General features: G+C 35.7%; 20 protein-coding genes and 1 pseudogene. 11 read left to right on the forward strand and 10 right to left on the reverse strand.

Going from position 1 to position 22,478, the window contains the following annotated elements; all coding sequences use genetic code 11:
- Positions 1-270: 270 nt before the first annotated feature.
- The 7 genes from DN394_RS12480 (at position 271) to DN394_RS12510 (ending at position 6,854) form a co-directional block, all read left to right on the forward strand.
- Positions 271-1,146: a cytochrome aa3 quinol oxidase subunit II gene (locus DN394_RS12480; protein WP_046957295.1), complete on the forward strand. Its 876-nt coding sequence runs from the start codon at positions 271-273 to the stop codon at positions 1,144-1,146.
- Positions 1,147-1,179: 33 nt separating this feature from the next.
- Entirely contained in the window at positions 1,180-3,114 is a 1,935-nt protein-coding gene (gene qoxB / locus DN394_RS12485) for a cytochrome aa3 quinol oxidase subunit I (RefSeq protein WP_141475204.1), read from the forward strand.
- A 13-nt stretch (positions 3,115-3,127) separates the two neighbouring features.
- On the forward strand, positions 3,128-3,730 hold the full coding sequence (qoxC, locus tag DN394_RS12490; RefSeq protein WP_000729314.1) for a cytochrome aa3 quinol oxidase subunit III: 603 nt from the start codon (positions 3,128-3,130) through the stop codon (positions 3,728-3,730).
- A complete protein-coding gene (qoxD, locus tag DN394_RS12495) occupies positions 3,731-4,042 on the forward strand; it encodes a cytochrome aa3 quinol oxidase subunit IV (protein ID WP_000372612.1) in 312 nt (103 codons plus the stop codon).
- 220 nt (positions 4,043-4,262) lie between these two features.
- Complete coding sequence (locus tag DN394_RS12500; RefSeq protein WP_097917675.1) at positions 4,263-6,092, forward strand: monovalent cation:proton antiporter family protein; 1,830 nt, start codon at positions 4,263-4,265, stop codon at positions 6,090-6,092.
- A gap of 52 nt (positions 6,093-6,144) precedes the next feature.
- Positions 6,145-6,402 (forward strand): DUF4022 family protein, encoded by a 258-nt coding sequence (locus tag DN394_RS12505; RefSeq protein WP_000926994.1) that lies wholly within the window; start codon positions 6,145-6,147, stop codon positions 6,400-6,402.
- A 14-nt stretch (positions 6,403-6,416) separates the two neighbouring features.
- Positions 6,417-6,854: a GNAT family N-acetyltransferase gene (locus DN394_RS12510; protein WP_097917676.1), complete on the forward strand. Its 438-nt coding sequence runs from the start codon at positions 6,417-6,419 to the stop codon at positions 6,852-6,854.
- Between the two features lie 39 nt (positions 6,855-6,893).
- Here the strand turns inward: DN394_RS12510 and DN394_RS29385 are convergent.
- The 3 genes and pseudogenes from DN394_RS29385 to DN394_RS12525 all read right to left on the reverse strand — a co-directional run bounded on the left by DN394_RS29385 (position 6,894) and on the right by DN394_RS12525 (position 8,943).
- A pseudogene (locus tag DN394_RS29385) lies at positions 6,894-7,294 on the reverse strand (hypothetical protein).
- Positions 7,295-7,318: 24 nt separating this feature from the next.
- Positions 7,319-7,519 (reverse strand): helix-turn-helix transcriptional regulator, encoded by a 201-nt coding sequence (locus tag DN394_RS12520; protein WP_149293837.1) that lies wholly within the window; start codon positions 7,517-7,519, stop codon positions 7,319-7,321.
- A 131-nt stretch (positions 7,520-7,650) separates the two neighbouring features.
- Positions 7,651-8,943, reverse strand: coding sequence for an NCS2 family permease (locus tag DN394_RS12525; RefSeq protein ID WP_000487200.1), 1,293 nt, complete (start codon positions 8,941-8,943; stop codon positions 7,651-7,653).
- Between the two features lie 280 nt (positions 8,944-9,223).
- On the opposite strand from DN394_RS12525, the gene DN394_RS12530 reads away from it, so the two are divergent.
- Positions 9,224-10,615, forward strand: coding sequence for an amino acid permease (locus tag DN394_RS12530; RefSeq protein ID WP_046957299.1), 1,392 nt, complete (start codon positions 9,224-9,226; stop codon positions 10,613-10,615).
- Between the two features lie 181 nt (positions 10,616-10,796).
- Complete coding sequence (locus DN394_RS12535) at positions 10,797-12,344, forward strand: DNA-binding protein (protein ID WP_097917678.1); 1,548 nt, start codon at positions 10,797-10,799, stop codon at positions 12,342-12,344.
- Between the two features lie 35 nt (positions 12,345-12,379).
- Here the strand turns inward: DN394_RS12535 and DN394_RS12540 are convergent, their stop codons facing one another.
- Positions 12,380-14,101, reverse strand: coding sequence for a DUF2339 domain-containing protein (locus tag DN394_RS12540; protein WP_149293838.1), 1,722 nt, complete (start codon positions 14,099-14,101; stop codon positions 12,380-12,382).
- A gap of 136 nt (positions 14,102-14,237) precedes the next feature.
- Positions 14,238-15,539: a branched-chain amino acid transport system II carrier protein BrnQ1 gene (gene brnQ1 / locus DN394_RS12545; RefSeq protein WP_097917680.1), complete on the reverse strand. Its 1,302-nt coding sequence runs from the start codon at positions 15,537-15,539 to the stop codon at positions 14,238-14,240.
- A 252-nt stretch (positions 15,540-15,791) separates the two neighbouring features.
- Between brnQ1 and DN394_RS12550 the strand changes: the two genes are divergently transcribed.
- The gene (locus DN394_RS12550) at positions 15,792-17,177 is read left to right on the forward strand and encodes a peptide MFS transporter (RefSeq protein ID WP_046953787.1); all 1,386 of its coding nucleotides are present in this window, start codon (positions 15,792-15,794) and stop codon (positions 17,175-17,177) included.
- Positions 17,178-17,207: 30 nt separating this feature from the next.
- On the opposite strand, the gene DN394_RS12555 is transcribed toward DN394_RS12550, so the two are convergent.
- The 5 genes from DN394_RS12555 to DN394_RS12575 all read right to left on the reverse strand — a co-directional run bounded on the left by DN394_RS12555 (position 17,208) and on the right by DN394_RS12575 (position 21,271).
- Entirely contained in the window at positions 17,208-18,329 is a 1,122-nt protein-coding gene (locus DN394_RS12555) for a YHYH domain-containing protein (protein WP_149293839.1), read from the reverse strand.
- Between the two features lie 139 nt (positions 18,330-18,468).
- Positions 18,469-19,101 carry a class A sortase gene (locus DN394_RS12560; protein WP_046957304.1) on the reverse strand — a complete coding sequence of 211 codons (633 nt, stop codon included), beginning with the start codon at positions 19,099-19,101 and terminating at the stop codon, positions 18,469-18,471.
- A gap of 116 nt (positions 19,102-19,217) precedes the next feature.
- Positions 19,218-19,691 (reverse strand): hypothetical protein, encoded by a 474-nt coding sequence (locus DN394_RS12565; RefSeq protein ID WP_000089016.1) that lies wholly within the window; start codon positions 19,689-19,691, stop codon positions 19,218-19,220.
- The gene (locus DN394_RS12570) at positions 19,684-19,902 is read right to left on the reverse strand and encodes a helix-turn-helix transcriptional regulator (RefSeq protein WP_048527833.1); all 219 of its coding nucleotides are present in this window, start codon (positions 19,900-19,902) and stop codon (positions 19,684-19,686) included. Before DN394_RS12570 ends, DN394_RS12565 begins: the two co-directional genes overlap by 8 nt.
- 112 nt (positions 19,903-20,014) lie before the next feature.
- The gene (locus tag DN394_RS12575; RefSeq protein WP_097917682.1) at positions 20,015-21,271 is read right to left on the reverse strand and encodes a 3D domain-containing protein; all 1,257 of its coding nucleotides are present in this window, start codon (positions 21,269-21,271) and stop codon (positions 20,015-20,017) included.
- 484 nt (positions 21,272-21,755) lie between these two features.
- Between DN394_RS12575 and DN394_RS12580 the strand changes: the two genes are divergently transcribed.
- A complete protein-coding gene (locus DN394_RS12580; RefSeq protein WP_370458311.1) occupies positions 21,756-22,436 on the forward strand; it encodes a methyl-accepting chemotaxis protein in 681 nt (226 codons plus the stop codon).
- Positions 22,437-22,478 lie beyond the last annotated feature (42 nt).

Genomic DNA, 22,478 nt, shown 5'->3' on the forward strand with positions numbered 1-22,478 from the left:
TTCAGCTATCTTTCTTATCATAAGATAGCTTTTTTCTATTTCTTGGATATCTTGGTATAACTTTATTTATCTTAAAATTTCCACAATCACGTTTTTCACTGGAAAATGGTTTACAATGTTATCAAGTTACAAATGATATTCACCTTAAAAAGTGTGCATTTGTGTCTATTTTTTAACAATATCACAAAAACTATTGCCATCTATAAATTAATAGGTTTATATTGTTTTATTGGCATAGTTTCAATCCAAGGAGAAAGGAGATTTTCAATCGTGCAACTAAAGAAAACGTTTTGGAAGCTGGCTTCGCTTCTTCCGTTATCATTACTTCTGTTCCTCGGCGGCTGTGATAAGAAACTCGCAGTATTAAATCCGCAAGGACCTGTTGCAAAAGCACAGTATGATTTAATTGTTTGGTCATTCTTGCTTATGTCATTAATTATCGCAATTGTATTCATCTTGTTTACAGTCATCTTGATTCGTTATCGTGAAAAACCAGAGAATATGGACTACGAGCCACCTGAACAACACGGTAACACATTATTAGAAATTATTTGGACGCTTGTTCCTGTTATTATCGTTATCGCATTATCGATTCCAACAGTAAAAGCAACGTATGCTTCGGAAGAGGTTCCGGCAGAGTCCAAACATATTAAACCAGTTGAGATTTATGTTACATCTGCAAACTGGAAATGGTTATTCAGTTACCCAGAGGAAAAAATTGAAACCGTTAACTATTTAAACATCCCAGCTGGTGTACCAATTCAATTCAAACTGACTTCTGTCGGTCCAATGAATGCTTTCTGGGTACCAGAACTTGGTGGTATGAAGTACACTATGGATGGCATGATTATGGATCTTTATTTACAAGCTGATAAGCCTGGTTCTTACCTAGGCCGTAGTGCGAACTTCTCTGGTGAAGGATTCACACATATGGAGTTCGAAGTTGAAGCAAAAACTAAAGAGAAATATGACAAGTGGGTTAAAGAAGTACAACAAACTGCTCCTAAACTAACAGAAGATAAGTACAACGAAATTGTTAAACCTGGTGTAGTTGGTCGTATGACATTCTCTAGTCACCACTTAAGTTATGTAGATCCAAAATCACTTGAATATTGTGATTACAACTACTACAAAAACAAAAAATAATAGCTATTATTCCAACAGATTGGAGTGAACACAGTGAAGCTTGATGAATTCTTTGTCACAGGTGACCCGATTATTTACGGTGCAGACGCTTCTATCGTTCTTGTGACATTAGCAATCATTTTCGTACTAACAAAGTATAAAAAATGGAAATGGCTTTGGGACGAATGGTTAACAACTGTTGACCATAAAAAGATTGGGGCCATGTATATTATTTCTGCGGTTATCATGTTATTCCGTGGTGGTATGGACGGTTTAATGATCCGTGCACAGTTAACATTCCCAGAAACAACTTATTTAAATGCTGAACATTATAACGGAATCTTCACAACACACGGTACAGTTATGATTCTTTTCATGGCGATGCCATTCGTTATGGGATTAATGAACCTTGTAGTACCATTACAAATTGGTGCTCGTGACGTTGCATATCCGTTCTTAAATGCTTTAAGTTTCTGGTTATTCTTTGTCGGAGCAATGTTATTCAACATCGCTTTCGTAATCGGTGGTTCTCCAGACGCTGGGTGGACTTCTTACTTCCCAATGGCAGGTACAGAGTTTACTTCTGGTGTAGGAAATAACTACTACGCAATTGCATTACAGATTTCAGGTCTCGGTACGCTAATGACCGGTATTAACTTCCTTGTTACTATCTTAAAAATGCGTACACCTGGTATGACTTTAATGAGAATGCCAATGTTTACTTGGTCAATCTTAATTACAACAGTTATCATTATTTTCGCTTTCCCAGTATTAACAGTTGCTCTTGCATTAATGACATTTGACCGTCTATTCGATGCTCACTTCTTTACGATGGCGAGCGGCGGTATGCCAATGTTATGGGCCAACCTATTCTGGGTATGGGGTCACCCTGAAGTATATATCGTTATTTTACCGGCATTCGGTATTTTCTCTGAAATCATTAGTACATTCTCACGTAAACGTCTATTCGGTTACAGTGCGATGGTATACTCAATGGTTGCAATTTCTTTACTAAGTTTCGTCGTATGGCTTCATCACTTCTTCACGATGGGTGCAGGTCCAGCGGTTAACTCATTCTTCTCGATTTCGACAATGGCGATTTCGATTCCAACCGGGGTTAAGATCTTTAACTGGTTGTTTACACTGTATAAAGGACGTATCCGTTTTACAGTTCCAATGCTTTGGTCATTGGCATTTATTCCAAACTTCGTAGTCGGTGGGGTTACAGGGGTTATGCTTGGTATGGCAGCAGCTGATTATCAGTACCATAACAGCTACTTCCTAATTGCTCACTTCCACTACGTATTAATCGCGGGTACAGTATTCGCTATGCTTGCTGGATTCACATTCTGGTATCCAAAAATGACTGGTCATATGTTAAACGAACGCCTAGGTAAATGGACATTCTGGATCTTTATGAGCGGATTCAATATCTGTTTCTTCCCAATGTACTTCTTAGGTTTAGACGGTATGACTCGTCGTATGTACACTTACTCTGAAAGTCTTGGATGGGGATGGCTAAACCAAATCGCATCTGTTGGTGCGGTAATGATGGGTATTGGCTTCCTAATTCTTTGTTACAACGTAATTTGGAGTGCTCGTCACGGTGAACGTGACACAACTGGAGATCCATGGGATGGCCGTACACTTGAATGGGCAACTCAATCTCCTGTACAACATTACAACTTCGCGAAACTTCCTGAAATCAAAGAAGCTGATGCTTTCTGGTACATGAAAAAACGCGGAGAAACGGTTACACCAGCAGCAGAAGATATCAAACCAATTCACATGCCAAGTAACTCTGGTGTGCCTATTATTGCGTCTTTATTCTTCGGTCTTGCAGGTTTCGCATTAGTATTTAGCTGGTTCTGGCTTGCAGCAATCGGCGGCGTTGGTATTTTAGCTTGCTTAATCTATCGTTCATTCGATTATGATGATGGCTACTACGTAAGCGTTGATGAAATTAAAGAAACAGAACATATAGTATGAGAGGTGAAATGACATGGCGGCTTTAGATAAAAGCTTACCTTTGGAATATCAATCCGAACAAAGCAGATTGAATATCCTAGGATTCTGGATTTTTCTTGGGGCTGAAATTATGCTGTTCGCAACACTTTTCGCCTCTTATCTAGTCCTTGCTGGTCGTACGGCAGATGGCCCAACTCCAGCGCAACTGTTTGAACTTAAAACGCTTTTAATTCAAACATTACTACTTTTAACAAGTAGTTTCACATGTGGTATCGTAATTCACGAAATGCGTAAGCACAACCAAAAAGCAATGCTTGGATGGTTCATCCTTACATTACTTTTAGGTGCAGGTTTCCTATTCTTTGAAATCGAAGAGTTCATTATGTACATCGGTGAAGGCGCAACAATTCAAACAAGTGCTTTCCTATCTGCATTCTTCGTTCTTCTTGGAACGCATGGTGCCCACGTAACAGGTGGTATCATTTGGGCAACTTGTGTTATTATCCAAATTTTAAAACGAGGTTTAACACCAGTTACAGCTCGTAAAGTATTCATTATCAGCTTATACTGGCATTTCCTTGATCTTGTTTGGGTCTTTATTTACACACTAGTTTACTTGAACGGGATGGTGGCGTAAATGGATCAAAATAACAACCAAGCAAACGGGCATGCGCATAGCGGATTCCCTTGGTCACACGTTTTCGGATTTATTTTATCGCTTGCACTAACGTTTCTAGCGTTATACGTGGCACTTTACACAACATTGCCACTTTCAACAGTCTTAACAACTATTATCATAATGGCTGTTGCGCAAGCTTTATTACAATTAATTATGTTCATGCATTTAAAAGAAGGAGAAGGAAGAGTTCAAATTCTTACAATGATATACAGTTTCTTCGTTGCAACTGCAACAGTTGGTTTAACTGTATGGATCTTCTTCTCAATGTAATGTACATGAAAAAGACTGCTGAGATTCCCCAGCAGTCTTTTTTTATTCCCTCCCCTATTACATCCACATTACGGAATTAACAACAGAATCATGCAAAATATACTTATTATGACAAATGTTAAGAAAACTCTTTCTTTATGAAATCGAATCCATATGCGTTGCTTTTCTACCTATTATATGGCTAAATAAATACTATATTTATTTGAAGGGAGAGAACGCAATGGAACATCACACTTCTGTTCTATCACTTATGGTTGTCGTTGCAATCGCGTTTTTCGTTCCCCTTTTGTTACAACGCTTTAAATTAAAAGCACTTCCTGTCGTTGTTGCAGAAATCATCGCAGGAATCTTTGTAGGTAAAAGTGGGTTTAATATTATTCAGCCAGATATGTGGCTTCAAGTCTTATCGACACTAGGATTTATCTTCTTAATGTTCTTAAGCGGTTTAGAAATTGATTTTTCTATCTTTAAACAAAAAGGGAAAAAGAATACGACAAACGAACCAAACACATTCCAAGCAGCAAGCATTATCTTTTTATTTATTTTCATCTTATCTTATGCCCTATCATTACTATTCGTATGGCTAGGATTCGTAGATAATGCAATGTTTATGACTTTAATTATTTCCACTATTTCTTTAGGTGTTGTTGTACCAACATTAAAAGAAAATAACTTAGGAAAAACGGCAATCGGCCAAATCATTTTATTAGTCGCTGTTATTGCAGATTTAGTTACAATGATTTTACTCGCTGTATTTGTCGGATTAAATTCCGAAAGCGGTCAAAGCATGTGGCTCCTTCTTCTTCTATTCGGCGCTGGTATTGTTATTTACTTCGTTGCAAAACGCTTTAAAAACATTCCATACTTAGATAGCTTAAAAGCTGGTAGTGTACAAATTGATACACGAGCTGTTTTTGCACTCATCTTAATATTAGTTGGGTTATCTGAATCTGTTGGAGCTGAAAATATTTTAGGTGCCTTCTTAGCAGGGGTACTTGTATCGTTATTATCACCAAATGAAGATATGGTTGAAAAACTGGATTCCATCGGATACGGTTTCTTCATTCCTATTTTCTTCGTGATGGTTGGTGTAAACTTAGAGGTTTGGTCTATTTTCAAAGAACCTTCTAGTATGCTAATGATTCCAATTTTAATTGTGGGACTCTTTATATCAAAACTGCTACCATCACTCGTTTTACGAAAATGGTACCCACGTAATATCGTACTGGGAAGTGCCATCTTATTAACATCGACACTTTCTTTAGTTATTGCAGCCGCACAAATTGGTGAAAAACTAGGGATCATCAGTCCAAGCTTATCTGCTTCCCTTATTTTAAGCGCAGTTATTACTTGTATTTTTGCACCTATATTATTTAAAAAAATGTTCCCAAAAGTAGAAACACCAAAACCAAAAGTTTCTATTATTGGCGCAAGCAGAATTACCCTTCCGTTATCACTTGATTTAAAACGAGAAGATTATGACGTAACACTATATATGATGCGTCAAAATAAAATAAATGATGAGGAAGCAAAATCACATGACTTCCCTATCGTGAAATTAGATGACATCACAATCGCATCATTAACTGAACAAACAGCATTTCATGCAGATCGTGTTGTTGTTGCAACAAGTGATGATGAACAAAACTTATTATTAGCAGAACACGCAAAAGAACTAGGCGTTGAACATGTTATCGCAAGTGTAGAAGATCCGCTTCTACAAGAAAAGGCAACGCAAGAGCATATCGCTGTATTCTCAACAATTAACTCTACACGTATTCTATTACGTGCACTTATTGATAAACCAAGTCTCGTTCGCTTAATTACAACAGCAAACGAAACGGTCCGTGAAGTTGAACTACGAAGCAATAAATATAACGGCGTGGCACTTCGCCGCCTTCCGTTTTTAGGCGATGTACTAGTCATTCAAATTTATCGTGGGAATAAAGCATTAATTCCACATGGTGATACAAGACTACAACATGGTGATACATTGCTTGTCACAGGTTCAAAAGAACATATCGATACACTAAAAAGCATATTAGAATAGAAAATGCCCCTCACATAATTGAGGGGCATTTTTTCCCATTTTATATGGTAAAATGTTACTATCACATATTATGAGGATGGATCACATTATGTCTATTGTAACTTTAGCTCTTTTATTATTAGCGGAAATACTCGTTGCCATTATTCTCATCGGTGTTAGCATTGAAATTTGTAGTTACGGATGGAAAAAATCGAATGGAATAAAATACTCTTGCCTCTTACTTTCACTCCTTCTCGGAACTGCTAGCATACTCGGACTTTTCGCCGCACCTGCCTATTTCTTTATACAACTAACAGAAAACGCCTTATAAGAAAGGATGTTAATATGATTACCGTGAAAAATATTGAAGGATCTGAAACTTACGTATTACGTCAAAAAATTTTACGCCCGAATCAAACATTAGCAGATTGTAAATACTCTTCCGACTATGAAACAGACACCTTTCACTTAGGCGCATTTATAAACGATGAACTAATTAGTATCGCTTCCTTCTCAAAAGAGATATACCCTGACTTACTAGCAGGTATTCATTATCGTCTACGAGGAATGGCCACATTACCTGAATTTCGAAACAAACGTGCTGGAAGCTCCTTAATTCAGAAGGCGGAGCATGTCTTGCAAGAACGTAAAGCAAATATATTATGGTGTAATGGCCGAATTACTGTAGCTGACTATTACAAGCGCTTAGGCTTTCAGGAACATGGTGAAATCTTTGAAATTGAACCGATTGGCCTTCATAAAGTACTGTATAAAAGAATATAAGAAAAGCTTTCCGCAATATGGGAAAGCTTTTCTTATATTTCAATCTTCATTTTTTATTTTTTTCATATATATGTATATAAACAAACTAGGAACTAAAAAACAAGCAAACATAATAAGTCCTGTTATGCTAATTTCTTTTATCTAAATATTCGGTATTACAACGATACAAATAGCTAAAATCCCAATAACAATACCTACCGGAATGAATAATAATTTCATAAAATAGCTGCGTGATACTCCACCTGTATGCTCATACACTTCCACCGAATTTTTAAGTTTAAAAAATTAATAACTATTATCCCGCCCATAAATACCATTAATAAATCCGAAACACTTTCATATCCTGCACCTTGCAAAACGTAGCGATAAAAAACAATACCTAGTATGACGATATTTTGTAAGATGAAAACGAGTCTAATATGTTTTAGCCCCTCAATCATTAAACGTTCATCATTCTCATACTCTCACTCCGCTTCCTCCCAAAATAAATCATTCAATGTTTTGTCTACCGCATAACAAATTTTCAAACATAAATCTAAAGACGGGTTGTATTTCCCCTTCTCAATTAAACTAATCGTTTGCCTTGCAACGCCTACTTTTTCTGCTAATTGTTGCTGTGTTAAATCTAACTGAACACGTGCGACTTTTATTTTACTTACAGCCATTCATGTTCCTCCTCTACCTATATTGTAACGTATATATTCCATTAAGCAATTTATATTTTACGTAATTAATTTGATTTCCACCTTATTATACACAAAAAAAGAGCCTCTCATAAGAAGCCCCCTTTCCTATATTATAAGAATAAATGACATCCAAATAAAATTGTAAATAAGTATAGTAACGGATGTACTTCCATCCCTTTCCCTTTCACAATCTTTAAGACTGGATACACTAAAAATCCAATTGCAATTCCATTCGCAATGCTAGACGTTAACGGAATACCAATAAAAATTAAAAATGCTGGTAATGCATCTTCAAATTCATTCCAATTAATATCACGAAGACTTTGCGCCATTAAGCTACCTACAATAATTAATGAAGGAGCTGTAATAGCAGCTACACTTGATAAAGAAGCAATCACAGGGCTGAAAAATGCCGTTATAATCGTTAGACCGACAACTACAATACCTGTTAATCCTGTTTTACCACCTGCAGCAATACCAGCTGACGATTCAATCGTCGCTGCTGTTGGGCTTGTTCCAAAGATAGAACCTGTAGTCCCACCAATTGCATCTGCAATAAACGCTTTACCAAAACGTTTCTCTGTATTATCTGTAATTAAACCCGCTTGTTTAATTAAACCAAGTAATGCACCTGTTGTATCAAATAACAGTACAAGTAAAAATGAAAATACAACACCATATAATCCGTATTCAATTACATCTGAAAAAGCATTGATTGGGTTTGAAACGATAATTCCCTCTGGTAAATGAGGCATCGCAACAATTTTATCCGTAAACTTCAATTGCCCTGTAAAGAAGGCGATAACTCCTGTCACAATCATACTAATAAATAATGCACCGCTCACACGTAATGCCATTAATACCGCCGCTAATATTAAACCAATTAAAGTTAAAATAACGGCTGGAGAATGAAAATCACCAATCGTAACTAAATTAGATGGATGATCAACGATAATTCCAGAAAGGCGTAATCCAATAAAAGCAATAAATAGTCCAATTCCACCTGCAATTGCATGTTTTAAACTATCAGGAATTGCGACAATTAGCTTTTGCCTAAATGAAGTGAAAGATAATAAAAGAAAAATGATACCTGTTACAAATACTGCTGAAAACGCAATGACATATGTAATCCCCTCTGCCTGTTGAACAACAGAATAAGCAAAATACGCATTCATTCCCATAGCTGGAGCAATAACAATTGGATAGTTAGCTAAAAACGCCATACATAGCGTCCCTATAACAGTCGCAATAATAGTTGCCGTAAAAGCTTGATCAAATGGTACACCTGCATCAGATAATATTTTCGGATTGATGACAAGAATATACGCAAATGTAAAAAAAGTTGTGATGCCAGCTAAAAGCTCTTGCTTCACAGAAGTGTTATATTTTTGTAATTGAAACATGGTTATGTACCCTTCCTACATCTGAATTATTATCACATATTCTTTTCTTACTAGTATGTGAGAAAATATAATACTTAATCTTAACAATCACTAAAAAGAAGAGTCAATATATTCACTAATAGTTCGAATTTTAAGTTTAAGTCTGACAAGTACAGATGTAGTACAGTTAATCATGTTTATTTTTGTAGCATAACAGGTAGAAATGTTTTATAATTTGAAATAGTTAAATATTTAGTAAACGCATTCAAATATCGTTCACTCTACAAGGAGGATTCTTCTTATGCAGCACACAAACAAATCTGAAACTTTAAATCGAGGTTTAAAAGAACGACATATTACTTTAATGTCACTCGGTTCAGCTATTGGCGTTGGACTATTTTTAGGATCCGCTTCTGCTATTAAACTAGCCGGTCCTTCCATCTTACTAGGTTATATGATCGCTGGACTCGTTATTTTTTTCATTATGCGAGCGCTCGGAGAAATGGCAATTGAACAACCGGTTGCCGGTTCTTTTAGTAAATACGCTAATGATTATATCGGCCCACTTGCTGGCTATATTACTGGTTGGAACTACTGGTTCTTATGGGTTGTTACTTGTATGGCCGAAATTACGGCGGCTGGCATTTACATGCAGTACTGGTTCCCAGATATCCCGCGCTGGACTTGGGCACTACTCGCTCTATTATTAATGAGCGCTTTCAACTTCTTATCAGTAAAAGTATTTGGAGAACTTGAGTTTTGGTTTGCTCTCATTAAAATTGTCACAATTATCTGTATGATAGTAGTTGGAGCTGGCATTATTTTATTCGGATTCGGAAATGGTGGTATCGCTACTGGTATTTCAAATCTTTGGTCACATGGTGGCTGGTTCCCAAATGGATTTTCCGGATTACTACTCTCCTTACAAATGGTATTATTCGCTTATTTAGGCGTTGAACTAATTGGTGTTACAGCTGGTGAAGCTCAAAACCCGAAGAAAACACTCGCAAAAGCTATCGATAACGTATTTTGGAGAATCCTAATCTTTTACGTCGGGGCATTATTCGTTATGATGGCAATTTATCCATGGAACGAACTTGGCGAGAAAGGAAGTCCATTCGTATTAACATTCCAACAAATCGGCATTGCAAAAGCAGCAGGTATTATTAACTTTGTCGTATTAACAGCTGCACTTTCTTCTTGTAACGGTGGTTTATTTAGTACAGGGCGTATGCTATTTACATTGGCACAACAAAAGAAAGCTCCTGAAAGATTCGGTCGTTTAAATAAAAACGGTATTCCGAGTCAAGGAATCATAGCAACGGCTATCGTTTTACTCGTTGGTGTTATATTAAACTACCTTGTGCCAGCAAAGGTGTTTACATGGTTAACTAGTATTTCAACTTTCGGGGCAATTTGGACTTGGGGGATTATATTAGTCGCTCAAATTAAATTCCGTAAAGGATTATCAACTGAGAAAAAAGACAAGCTAACGTATAAAATGCCTTTACATCCATTAAGCTCTTACTTCTCACTTGGCTTCCTTGCACTTGTACTATGTATAATGGCGTATTCAGAAGATACACGAATTGCATTAATCGTTGGCCCAATTTGGCTTATTGGCTTAGCTATCGTGTATTATATGAAAGGATTTCATAAGATTGATGAAACACCTAATTCAAAGATTAGTTAAACAAGCTATCCCTTCCTTATTAATTGGAAGGGATTTTTTATTGTCTATATAAATATTTCTCAACAAAATTCACGGTATTTTTACAATTTTTTAATATTTTTTACGTTTTCCGTCTTTATTTTTTCAGAAAAATAAATTACATTATTAAAGCACATATATTTATTATTAGGGGGATTCTTCTATGAAGAATAAAAAGTGGATTACATTTTCTTTAGCAACAGCAATTACACTTAGTATGGGGAGTTCGTTCATACCGTCTACTTATGCAGAAAGCTCTGTAGACCCAGCTCCTGAAATTGCTGCAAAGGTTGTAAATCAAAACAATGGGAAGAAAGTATTATTTGATAATACGCACGGTCAAACTGCAGGGACAGCTGACTGGGTTATTGATGGCGGCTTTTCTGATTTTGGAAACGGCATTGCCCAAAATGGATATCATGTAAAAGAGCTTCGTAAATCAACACCTATTACATACGACGACTTAAAAAATTACAACGTGTTTATCGTTCCAGAGGCAAATATTCCTTACAAAAAATCTGAACAAGATGCAATGTTACAATATGTAAAAAATGGCGGCAGTATCTTCTTCATTGCCGATCATTATAATGCAGATCGTAATAAAAATCGCTGGGACTCTTCTGAAGTATTTAATGGATATAGACGCGGTGCTTGGGAAAATCCCGCAAAAGGAATGTCTAACGAAGAAGCAAACTCACAAGCTATGCAAGGAGTAGAAAGTTCCGATTGGCTATCTAATAATTTCGGTATTCGCTTCCGCTACAATGCAATCGGTGATGTTGCAGCTAAAAATATTGTGTCGCCTGAACAATCATTCGGAATTACAAAAGGTGTTTCATCTGTAGCAATGCACGCTGGTTCTACTCTAGCAATTACAAACCCAAAACTAGCAAAAGGACTTGTTTATCTTCCAGAAAATCCGTCAAAATGGAATAACGCTGTTGATAGTGGTGTTTATAACGGCGGTGGCGTTGCAGAGGGTCCATATGCTGCAATCGCAAAAGTAGGACTTGGAAAAGCTGCCTTTATCGGTGATTCTTCTCCAGTTGAAGATGCATCGCCAAAATATGTTCGTGAAGATTCTGGCCAAACAAAGAAAACTTACGATGGATATAAAGAAGAAAACGATGCTATCTTACTAGAAAATATCGTAAATTGGCTATCGAATAAAGAAACATTTACAAGCTTAGATCAAGTAAACGGTTTACAACTTGATTCACCTACTGCTTTACAAACATTTGAACAACCAAGCTTATCAACAGAGCCACAACCAGAACCTTGGAGTGCACCAAACGCGGGTTACCAATGGTTTAATACAAATACATTTAAATCTGGTTCATACGGATATAACGGCGCCGTAACAGCAAATGATTATGTGATTACACGCCCTAGCATTCTACCAAACAATGAAGTGTTCCAAATAAAGATTCAAGTAAACAACTTATTACCTAATACAACTTATAATAACTATTCTTTAGGTATCTTCTCGACTGGTGGAACACAAGTAGCAAAAGTCCAAAATACAAACGGCACTTGGCCATCTACTTTCGGATATAGTAGCGCCTTCTCATTCACAACAAACAGCTTTGGTTCTGCTGAAAAAATTGTGAACGTACAACTTGATTCAAATACAACTGGACAAGCAACACTTCGTCTACGCCAAAATACAACAGCGAAATATAGTGAGGCTGTAACGATTAATAAGAAATGATGAAAAAGGCAATCCGCATGCGGATTGCCTTTTTCTCACTTCTCTTCTTTCGAGAAAAACATTCTTGAAATAACGATACCTATACTACCTACAATTAAGAATAACACAGCCCTGATCATCATCGATACTTCTGGTAAGTCCAGAAGGAATAGCTTCCCTATCGTTACGACTAACACGACTAAGCCGGCATACAATATTTCATTCATATTTTTATTCCTTCCAAGCCAAACGGCAAATAATGCATATACCATCCATAATAACGATACAGATACGCTTATTATACTTCCATCTGTAGACAGCACTTCACCGACTCTAGTAATTGCAATAAATACGATAACCATAAACCAATAGAGTGCTATAGAATAAACATATTTTCCAAAGCTCGTTAATACATCTTTCGCTCGTTTCATGCAGTAATAAAATGTACCTATTAAAATAATATGAGCAACAAATCCAGCTGAAACAAAATGATCGAACGGGCTAAAAATAGTCTGTATCATTCCAATCGCGTAAATCGTCGCGCTAACATATAATTTTATTTGTTGTTTTACTTTAATAGCAGTCACCATACCGAGAAAACCTTGTAATAATAATACAATCGCTGCATTCACTAAACTATACTCATATAAAATCGCTAAACTAAATGCACCCATTGCGAAACCAAATAAAAGATTTGTAAATGAAGAATGCCTATTTTTTCTATATTCAAACACGAACATCGTAGCGTGAACGAGTGCACTAATCATTAATCCCCATGTTGTAAATTCAGGTATTTTTGAAATGGCTAATATAAAGAAAACTGCATTCGCACTAAATATCGCCAAGCGTGGCTCTAATATAAAGCTTCTCTCCGTAAACATATGCCAAAATAATAGTAAGTGAATCAAACCATAAACAACTGTTAACTGTACTTGCAAATCCTCTACTAACATTGACATAATAGCAAAGAAAACAAAAAGGACAATAGCAGCAACAGCATAAGAAATCATATATAAATACTGATAACGATTTTTCAACGCATACCATAATAAGCTAAGTGTTAGTATCGCCTCATATCCAAAGAAAATATATGGATTAGGAGTCGTACTATTTAATAAGAATGGCACGAAGAAAGCTCCTACGGCTACGAATATTGTAAGATATTCCGATTGATACCTCTTCGCTACATAAATACCTAAAATGACCCATGCAATATTACATACAAACGCAACACTTGCTGGAATAAACCCATATAAATAATGCGCCGCAAATGTTGTTAAAACTATACCCGTAATACTTCCTCCTGCTAATACTAAACCCAACGCTTGCCGCTCTCGTTTAATTTGAATATCACCTATATAATAAAAACCGATTGATAGGACAATACCAAACACAATTCGTATTGCAGGTGTTAATAACCCAGCATCTACCCCTGCTTTAAATAACCAGATTACTCCAAGTAACATAATGCCAACAAATATGCGTGGTAACCAAGTTTGGCAAAACTTAATAATATTAAATGGTTCTGGTTTAAAAGCAGATATATCCACTTGTTTTACCTCACGTTCTTGCACAGGCTCTTTTATTGTAACTACTTCTTCTTTTGGTTTTTCCTCCATCACCGTTTCAATATATTCTTTCTTTTCTTTACTAACATGTCGCTGAGTATTTTCTACTTCTATTTCTTTTTGTTTTGCTTTCAATTCAAAAAGCGCTTCTTGAATTGTTTCAATTGCCGTTTCGAGCGCTTCTATTTTCTTATTTAAATCCTCCTTCATACGCTCCCCCCTCATCATTCATTCAAAATCTATATATTACCAATTATCTTTATCATACTCTTAGTCTATTCATTTTCAATACTATTTTTCCAAAAAAAAAAAAGGTGTCTTCCGAAATAGGAAAACACCTTTTTACTCATTTATTCTTATTTAGAACAACACTAACGATGACACCAATACAAACACCTATAATAGCTGGAACAATCCATCCAACACCTTCTGTATAAAACGGAATGTATTTCAATATTGGCGTCCACTGATTCATCATCACATTTTTATTGAAAATATCAATTGCACTAAATACCGCTACAATCCCAACAGTTACTGCATATACGTATGCATACTTTCCAATATATTTATGGAATAACCCTAGAATAATGAGTGTTAATGCAACTGGATAAATAAATCCAAGAATCGGTACTGATACTTTTAAAATTTGCGTTAATCCTAAATTAGCTAAAATCATACTAGCAAAACTTAATATAAATGCCCAAACTTTATACGCTACTTTCGGAAATGCACTTGCGAAAAATTGACTACAAGATGTAACAAGCCCGATTGAAACGCATAAACACGCGATCGTAAAAATAAGACCTAATAAAACGACCCCGCCTTGTCCAAATAATGTAGTCATAACTTGCGCTAACACATTCGCCCCATTATCAAATGTACCTAACGAACCGCTAATTGAACCAACATATCCAAGTATGATGTAAATAATAGATAATAAAAGTCCTGCACCAATTCCAGCAATACTCATATATTTCGCTAAACCTTTATCATCTTCAACACCTTTTGCACGAAGAGCATTTGCAATAACAATCCCAAAAATTAAAGCAGCTAGCGCATCCATTGTTAAATATCCATCTAAAAAGCCTTGGAACATAGGAGCTTGTCCATAGTTTCCAGCAGCCTCTTTCACACTGCCTACTGATGTAAACATACTCTTTATAAAAATAAGGGCAATCATACCTAATAATAACGGTGTTAAAACTTTTCCGAACAACCCCATTAATTTAGACGGTGATAAACTTAACCAGTACACAATACTAAAGAAAATAACCGTGTAACATAATAAAACTACACTTCCCGATTCTGTGAAGAACTGACCTGGTCCCATTTCAAAAGCTAAACTTCCTGCACGTGGTATACCAAGACCTGGTCCAATAAATAAATACACGATACAGGGGAAAATAATGGCGAATGAAGAATGAACCCTACCCGCTAACGTTTGAAAGCTTCCCGCTTTCGCAATAGCGATAACACCCAATATAGGAAGACCTGTTGCTGATATAATAAATCCTATTAATGAAATCCACACATGTTCTCCTGCTTCATACCCAAGGAAAGGTGGGAATATAAGATTCCCTGCTCCAAAGAACATCGAGAATAACATAAGGCTAATCAGTAAAATTTCTTTTTTCTGTAACAATTTCATTTGTTTCTCCTTCTTTAATTTCATCTTTTATGAAATCAATTTCACATATAAAAAAGTGCAATAATCCGCTTCCTAACAAAGAAAACATAGTCCATAGTCTAACATAAAAGAAACACCCATTCTATAGCTATCCCTCTTTTCCAATTTCTTCTGAAAAATCAACCTTTATTGACTTATAATAGTTAATAAGGTAAAATATTAAATGTACAAAATTATTAACTTTGTTTTTGTTTGTGTCAGGAGGAAAATAACATGGAATCAACGATACAACTAGAAAGAGAACAACAAAGAAAAAAGAAACATCCTCCAGGTTTATACTTACTCTTCTTTACAGAAATGTGGGAAAGATTTAGTTACTATGGATTACGAGGATTATTAACATTATATTTAACGACAGCTTTAGTAAGCGGTGGTCTTGGGTTTAGTCCTGCGTGGGCACTCTCCATTTACGGATTTTACACTGGAGCCTGTTATTTCACACCAATGATTGGTGGATACTTAACAGACCGGTTCCTAGGTAGACGAAAAGCGATCACAATTGGTGGTATAACAATGGCAATCGGTAACCTTACACTATTTGCCATGCAAAACCAAGTCGGCCTATACCTCGGATTAGCGCTTATTATTATCGGTAACGGATTTTTCAAACCGAACATCTCTACACTGGTTGGGGAATTATACGAAGAGAACGATCCAAAACGTGATAGTGCATTTACGATTTTCTATATGGGTATTAACGTCGGTTCATTTTTAGCTCCACTCGTTTGCGGATTTTTATCAGAAAATTTATTCAAAACAACAGTGGATGGCGTTGTTCACTTTGGATTCCGTTACGGTTTCTTAGCCGCTTCAATCGGAATGATCATTGGACAAATTTTATTTACAACATTATCAAATCGCTTCCTTGGTGATATCGGTAAAAAACCAACTCGTGATTTGCAAACAACAGATGGACAACCATCAGTAGGAGATACACCGTTAACAAAAAAAGAAAAACAACGTACCGCAGTTATCGTCATTTTAACGTGCTTCGTTGTCTTCTTCTGGGCTGGCTTTGAACAAGCTGGTAGCTCTTTAACATTATATACAAACAAATTTGTAGACCGCTCTGTGTTCGGATGGGAAGTTCCAACATCTTGGTTCCAATCGGTCAATCCATTATTTATTATTTTACTTGCTCCAGTCATTTCAGCGTTATGGGCAAAACTTGCAACTCGCAAGCGCGGGGATTTAAAAATCCCAACTAAAATGGGACTTGGTATGATCTTGCTTGGTATCGGTTATATCATTCTCGTTATCGCTACATTAAAAACAGGTAGTGATGAACATAACATTACAGAAAAAGCAAACTTACTATTTATCGTCTTTACGTATCTTTTCCATACGTTAGGTGAGCTATTCTTATCACCTGTTGGACTATCAATGGTTAGTGCACTTGCCCCAGTAAAACTTGCTTCTTTATTAATGGGAGTATGGTTAGCAAGCTCAGGAATTGCTAACATTTTAGGCGGACAACTTGCAAGCTTCACAACTTCACTTGGATATGCTGAAGTATTTACAGTAATCGGAGCTGTAGCAATTGTGTTAGGTTTTGTTTTATTATTAATTTCTAAGAGATTAGTGAAATGGATGGATTAAAAAAAGATGAGGGATTCCCCTCATCTTTTTTTATGCATTCTTACCTTTTTCTATCGCTTGTTCGTACAGCTCTTTATGTTCTTTATATTCACTTGGCACAAAATTCTTATAGAAGAATGCAAGCCAACTGTCTCCTTTTTTATATCCTTCTTCTCTAATTTCTGCTGCTTTTTTATTTGATTTAAATCCTTCAATAAACCATTTCTTTAACGATTCATTTTTTTCATACTTAGCAGGAACTTTCAAATCATAGTTTTCAAATGCATACTTATAGCCAGCCTTTTCTACTGCTTTTTTTGTAGACTTATAGCCCTTTTCATAAGCTGTTTCATACACCTTCACGTACACATCTTTCTCTCTATTTCCAGGGTTCTTTCCGGCTAGTTCCTTACCTGCCTTTTCCCCTAGTTCAGCTTGCTCTTTTTCAATGTTTTCTGTTCTTTCTTTATTCCCTACTTGGAAACCTTCTGCAAAGTTCGGCTTAAACTCCGGAGCAATTTGACTATCTTCCATCGTCTCTTGTGCTAAACCTTGCTCTTTTCCTTTTTCAAAATGCGTTTTCTTCTGCTCTTCTAAAGACCAAGATGCAACATATGCAGTTTTGAATGCTTCTTTATATGTATCTGATTTTCCAGCTAAATGTGATTCCGCATCATTTTTCCCTGCTTTAAAATCAGTCTCTCCACTTTTTTGTCCCTCAAGCTGCCCTTTTTCCATATCAGCTTGACGCTGTGCTTCCTCTCGCTTACGTGCCTCTTCTGCTTTTCTTTGCTCTTCAGCTACACGTTGTCTCTCTTCCTCTGCTTTTCTTTGTTCCTCCGCTACACGTTGTCTCTCTTCTTCAGCTTTACGCTGCGCCTCTGCGGCACGTTGTTTTTCAGCCTCAGCATTGCGCTGCGCTTCTACTTGTCTTTCGGCTTCTACAGCACCATTATCATTTGGGCTAGGAGCTGGACTCGTTGCACCACTACTAGAAGCTGGCTTATTGTGATAATGATATTCCCCGTACTGTAATCCCCATTTTTCACAATTTGTCCGACACGTATGTCCCCCATTAGCATCTGTACGCCCTGGATGCGCATAGACTGAAATTGGAGCTACCAATAACGCTACACTTGTTGTTAAAAGAAGTTTCTTCACCTGTTGTTTCACTCTTGTTCCTCCCAAAATCTTGAATTCTAACTTTATTATACATAAATAGAAAAATACTTAAATACTAACTAAAATATTCTATTATTTCTCAACATTAGTAAAAAAGAAGGTCAACTCTTTAAAGAGTTGACCTTCTTTTTTACTTCTTCGCCTTCGTTCCTACTAAATCACCAGCAACAACGTAACGTTTAGAATTATCTTTCACAGATACACATGTAATAAGCGTTATCTCATCTTTCCCATGATCCTCTACAACTTCCCATTTATCAGGAGTTACTTCAGATACACCAGTAACCGCATATTCATATTCATTTTCATTATCATACAAATAAATTTTGTCGCCTTTTTTTAAAGAGGCTACATCACTAAATAAAACACCTTTTTTAGACATGTTATGTCCTGCTAATGCATAATTCCCTTTTCCCATTACTTGATTTTCTTTTACTGTTGCTGCACCTGATAATAGGTTTTTCTCAGTAGAAGATTTTAAAACAGGAAGTTCTAATGAAACACTCGGGATCGAAATACGACCAATTACTTGTTTCTTATCTAATGATGCACTCGCTACTTCTGCCAAGTCTGGTTGATCAATTTTCGAAGCATCTACAAATGCCGTCTCATGTTTTTCATAATCCATTTTTTGAACAGCCTGTACATTTTCAGTCTGTTTCTTTTCAGCCTGATATCCATCATAAAATGGCTTTCCGATTAACACACCACCTACAACAAATAGAAGGATTGCTACTATACTATAAATTCTTTGCTTATTCATATACAATTCCTTTCCCTTACAAAATCTTACTCTATATAAAATGATAAGATAATATTGCTATATGTACAAGTGTAAGCTAGAAATAAACCTTCTCGCACGTGCAAGAAGGTTTATTTTTAAGCGATTTTATTTCGATATAAGGATACGTGAAAAATCGTCATTTGAATAAAGAAAATACTAAATGCAATATATATTGGATATGCAGGAACATATAGATTAGCAATTGGAGAAAGAGTTAAAAAACCAACCGCACAAGGTAACACGTACCATAGTGACATAAATGTAGTACGACAAGCCTTTTCTGTAATTGCCTTTTCTCGCTCATCCTCTTGAGGAAATAATAGTGGAAACATCCAATACGAGAGCTCTTTATATTTTTTCTTTTGAATTTTATAAAGAACAGTCGATACAATACCAAATATTAAAAGTAATCCTAGCGGCATTAAACTCAGTGAAATTTCAGATGGTACTCTCTCCGTTTGAATAAAATTAGCGACTTCAATAGTAAAATAATACAACTCAATAAACGCCCAACCTGCTAATACCATTAAAAGTACATTTAGCATATAAGAAAATACGAGTCTACTCATCCTCTTTCCCCTCCTTATTTAAAACAAACACATCTTCCATCTTTAACTCGAATACATCACAAATCGTAAGTGCTAATAACAAGGAAGGAACATAATCACCTTTTTCAATTGCAGCGATTGTTTGTCTCGTTACTCCAACCTTTTCTGCTAATACACTTTGCGAAAAATTAAATCGAGCTCTTAATTCCTTCACCCTATTTAAAATGGACAAATTTACCACCTCTCAATTTTATTGTATGCTTTCCTTAACAAAATGTAAACTTAACTTAACATTATTTTTATAAAAAAATCCAACTTTACGTATTGTAAAGTTGGATTACATATTAATTTAAAATTTTAACTTTAACTGTTCTTCTACCCCAATCATTAGCTTGAGCTGAGTTTGGCATTAATAGATCAATGATATGCCCTTTTATTGCACTACCAGTATCTCCAGCAATTGCTGTTCCATATCCTTCTACATATACAGTAGAACCTAGTGGGATAACAGATGGATCTACAGCAATTAATTTCATGTTTGGATTTGCAGTTAAATTATGTCCTAACCTAGATTTTACAGTTTCACCCGGTTTATAGCCGTTTTCAGATGGATCAGCTGTATAAGCAGTTGCTGTTACGTAAAATTCTTTTCCACCTTGAGCTGGTTTCGTATCAGGTTTAGACTCTGTTACTGTATTTTTCGCTACAGGTTCAGCTGGTTTACTAGCTTTTTCTTGCTTTTGTTTTTCAGCAATTTCAGCTTGTGCCTTAGCTAAAGCTTCTTGCTCAGCCTTTGCAGCAGCTTCTGCTTTTGCACGCTCTTCTGCAGCAATTCTTGCTGCTTCTTGCTCACGAGCAATTGTTTCTTGAACTGCTTTCATATTTGATTCGATTTTAGCTTTTTCGTCTGCTGCTAAATTAAGTTGGCTTGCAACCGCATTATATTTAGCTTGAACTGTTTGTAAGTTATCTTGACGCTTTTTCAAGTTATCTTGCAACTCAGCTTGTGCTTTTGCTAATTTTTGTTTGTCTACTACTAAAGATGCTTCTTTTTCATCAATTGTTTTCTTATCTTCTTCAATTTGACGAAGATCTTGTTCTTGTAGACGTAAAATTTCTTTATCTGCTTCTAGAATAGTAGAAACTGCGTTCATACGTTGTAAGAAATCTGCAAAGTTTTTTGACTCTACTACAACTTCTACTACTAAACTTGTATTTGAACTGTTTTGAACAGAAACCATACGTTTTCTCATAATATCCTTACGAGCAAGGACTTTATCCTCTAAAACGACAATTTCATTCTTTTTTTGCTCAATCTGCTTATGTGTTTCATCGATTTTACGTTGAATAGCAGCTTGATCCTCTTTATTTTTTGCAATTGTATTATTTAAATTATGTAGTTCGTTTTCGATACCTTGAATTTCTTTACTAACAGCTTGCTTCTCTTGCTCTTTCTTTTGCATATCTGCATCATTTTGCTGCAATTGCTGTTGCATGTTGTTAAGTTTCTCGTCGTTTGACTCTGCTTTTACAGCGACTGTACTAGAAAGACCGATAATGCCTGCTAATACTAGACTACTGATTCGCTTAAAATAGTTCATAATCCGACTCCCTTCTTATACAGTTATACATGATTTATTTTACAGTTTGTTTACAATACCATTAAATACAGTTTATTTTTCATGACGAAAAAAAGGGAATTATGCATAAAATGTAATAGATTCTTAAATATTTAACAATTCCTATATTTAAAAATTATAAAAGATGCTAAAATCCAAATATAGAGAAAATATAACTTCTAAAGGCGGTTGAAATAAATATATGTTTACTCAAAAGAAATCACTCCAACATAAAATTGATCAATTAGAAAATCGTATACAGGAATTAGAAGCAGAATTAAAACAAAAAGATATTGAAAAACAAGAAATCATTTCTTCTATTCACGACCGTGTGCAAAGCGTCGTTCAAGAGCATCAACTTGTAAATAATCAACACCATACACTTCAAAATTTAGTTCAACAATTAAACTCATGTTTCGAAAATGTTTCAACGCGTACTACACATTCCAATGAATTGAATAACGAAATGTTACAAAAAGAACAAAGCTTAATTCAATCAATTGAAGAAATTATTGACTGTTCTAATGAAGGAAAAGAATCTGTTCACCGTTTACTTATTGTAATTAACAAATTAGGTGAACAATCGCAGCGTACGTCTAACAGTATGAATCATTTAAGCGAACGCTCAAAAGAAATCGAGCAAATTGTAGAAGTCATCCAAAACATTGCAGCACAAACAAATTTACTTGCTTTAAATGCGAGTATTGAAGCTGCGCGTGCTGGAGAACACGGTAAAGGATTCGCTGTCGTTGCCAATGAAGTAAGAAAACTAGCAGAAAGCACGGCAGAAAGTACAAAAAACATCGGAAACTTAACGAAAAAAATTCAAGAAGAAATTGAAAAAGCATATGATAACACGAAAGATAATTTACATTTAGTTGATGAAGGTGTAGAAATGAGTGCCGACACAAACGCTAGAATTGAAAATATTTTAATTATGATTCAAACGTTACAAAATGGTGCTACAAATGTTATTAAAGCTATCGAAAACCAAAAATCTTGTAATGATGATATATTACGTGAATTCGCTAATACACAACAAATGTTCCAAAAATTAAATACTACTATTATGAACCATATTCATGATGCCGAAAAAGTCGATGTTCAATTGACTAAAGGTCTTCAAGAAACAGCGGCTTCTCATTAATAATAAAAACCCCTTATAGCGCTATTGAAGTGAACCCTGAAA

It is taken from the genome of Bacillus sp. BB081, from assembly GCF_008368895.1.
In the GTDB taxonomy this organism is placed as follows: domain Bacteria; phylum Bacillota; class Bacilli; order Bacillales; family Bacillaceae_G; genus Bacillus_A; species Bacillus_A wiedmannii.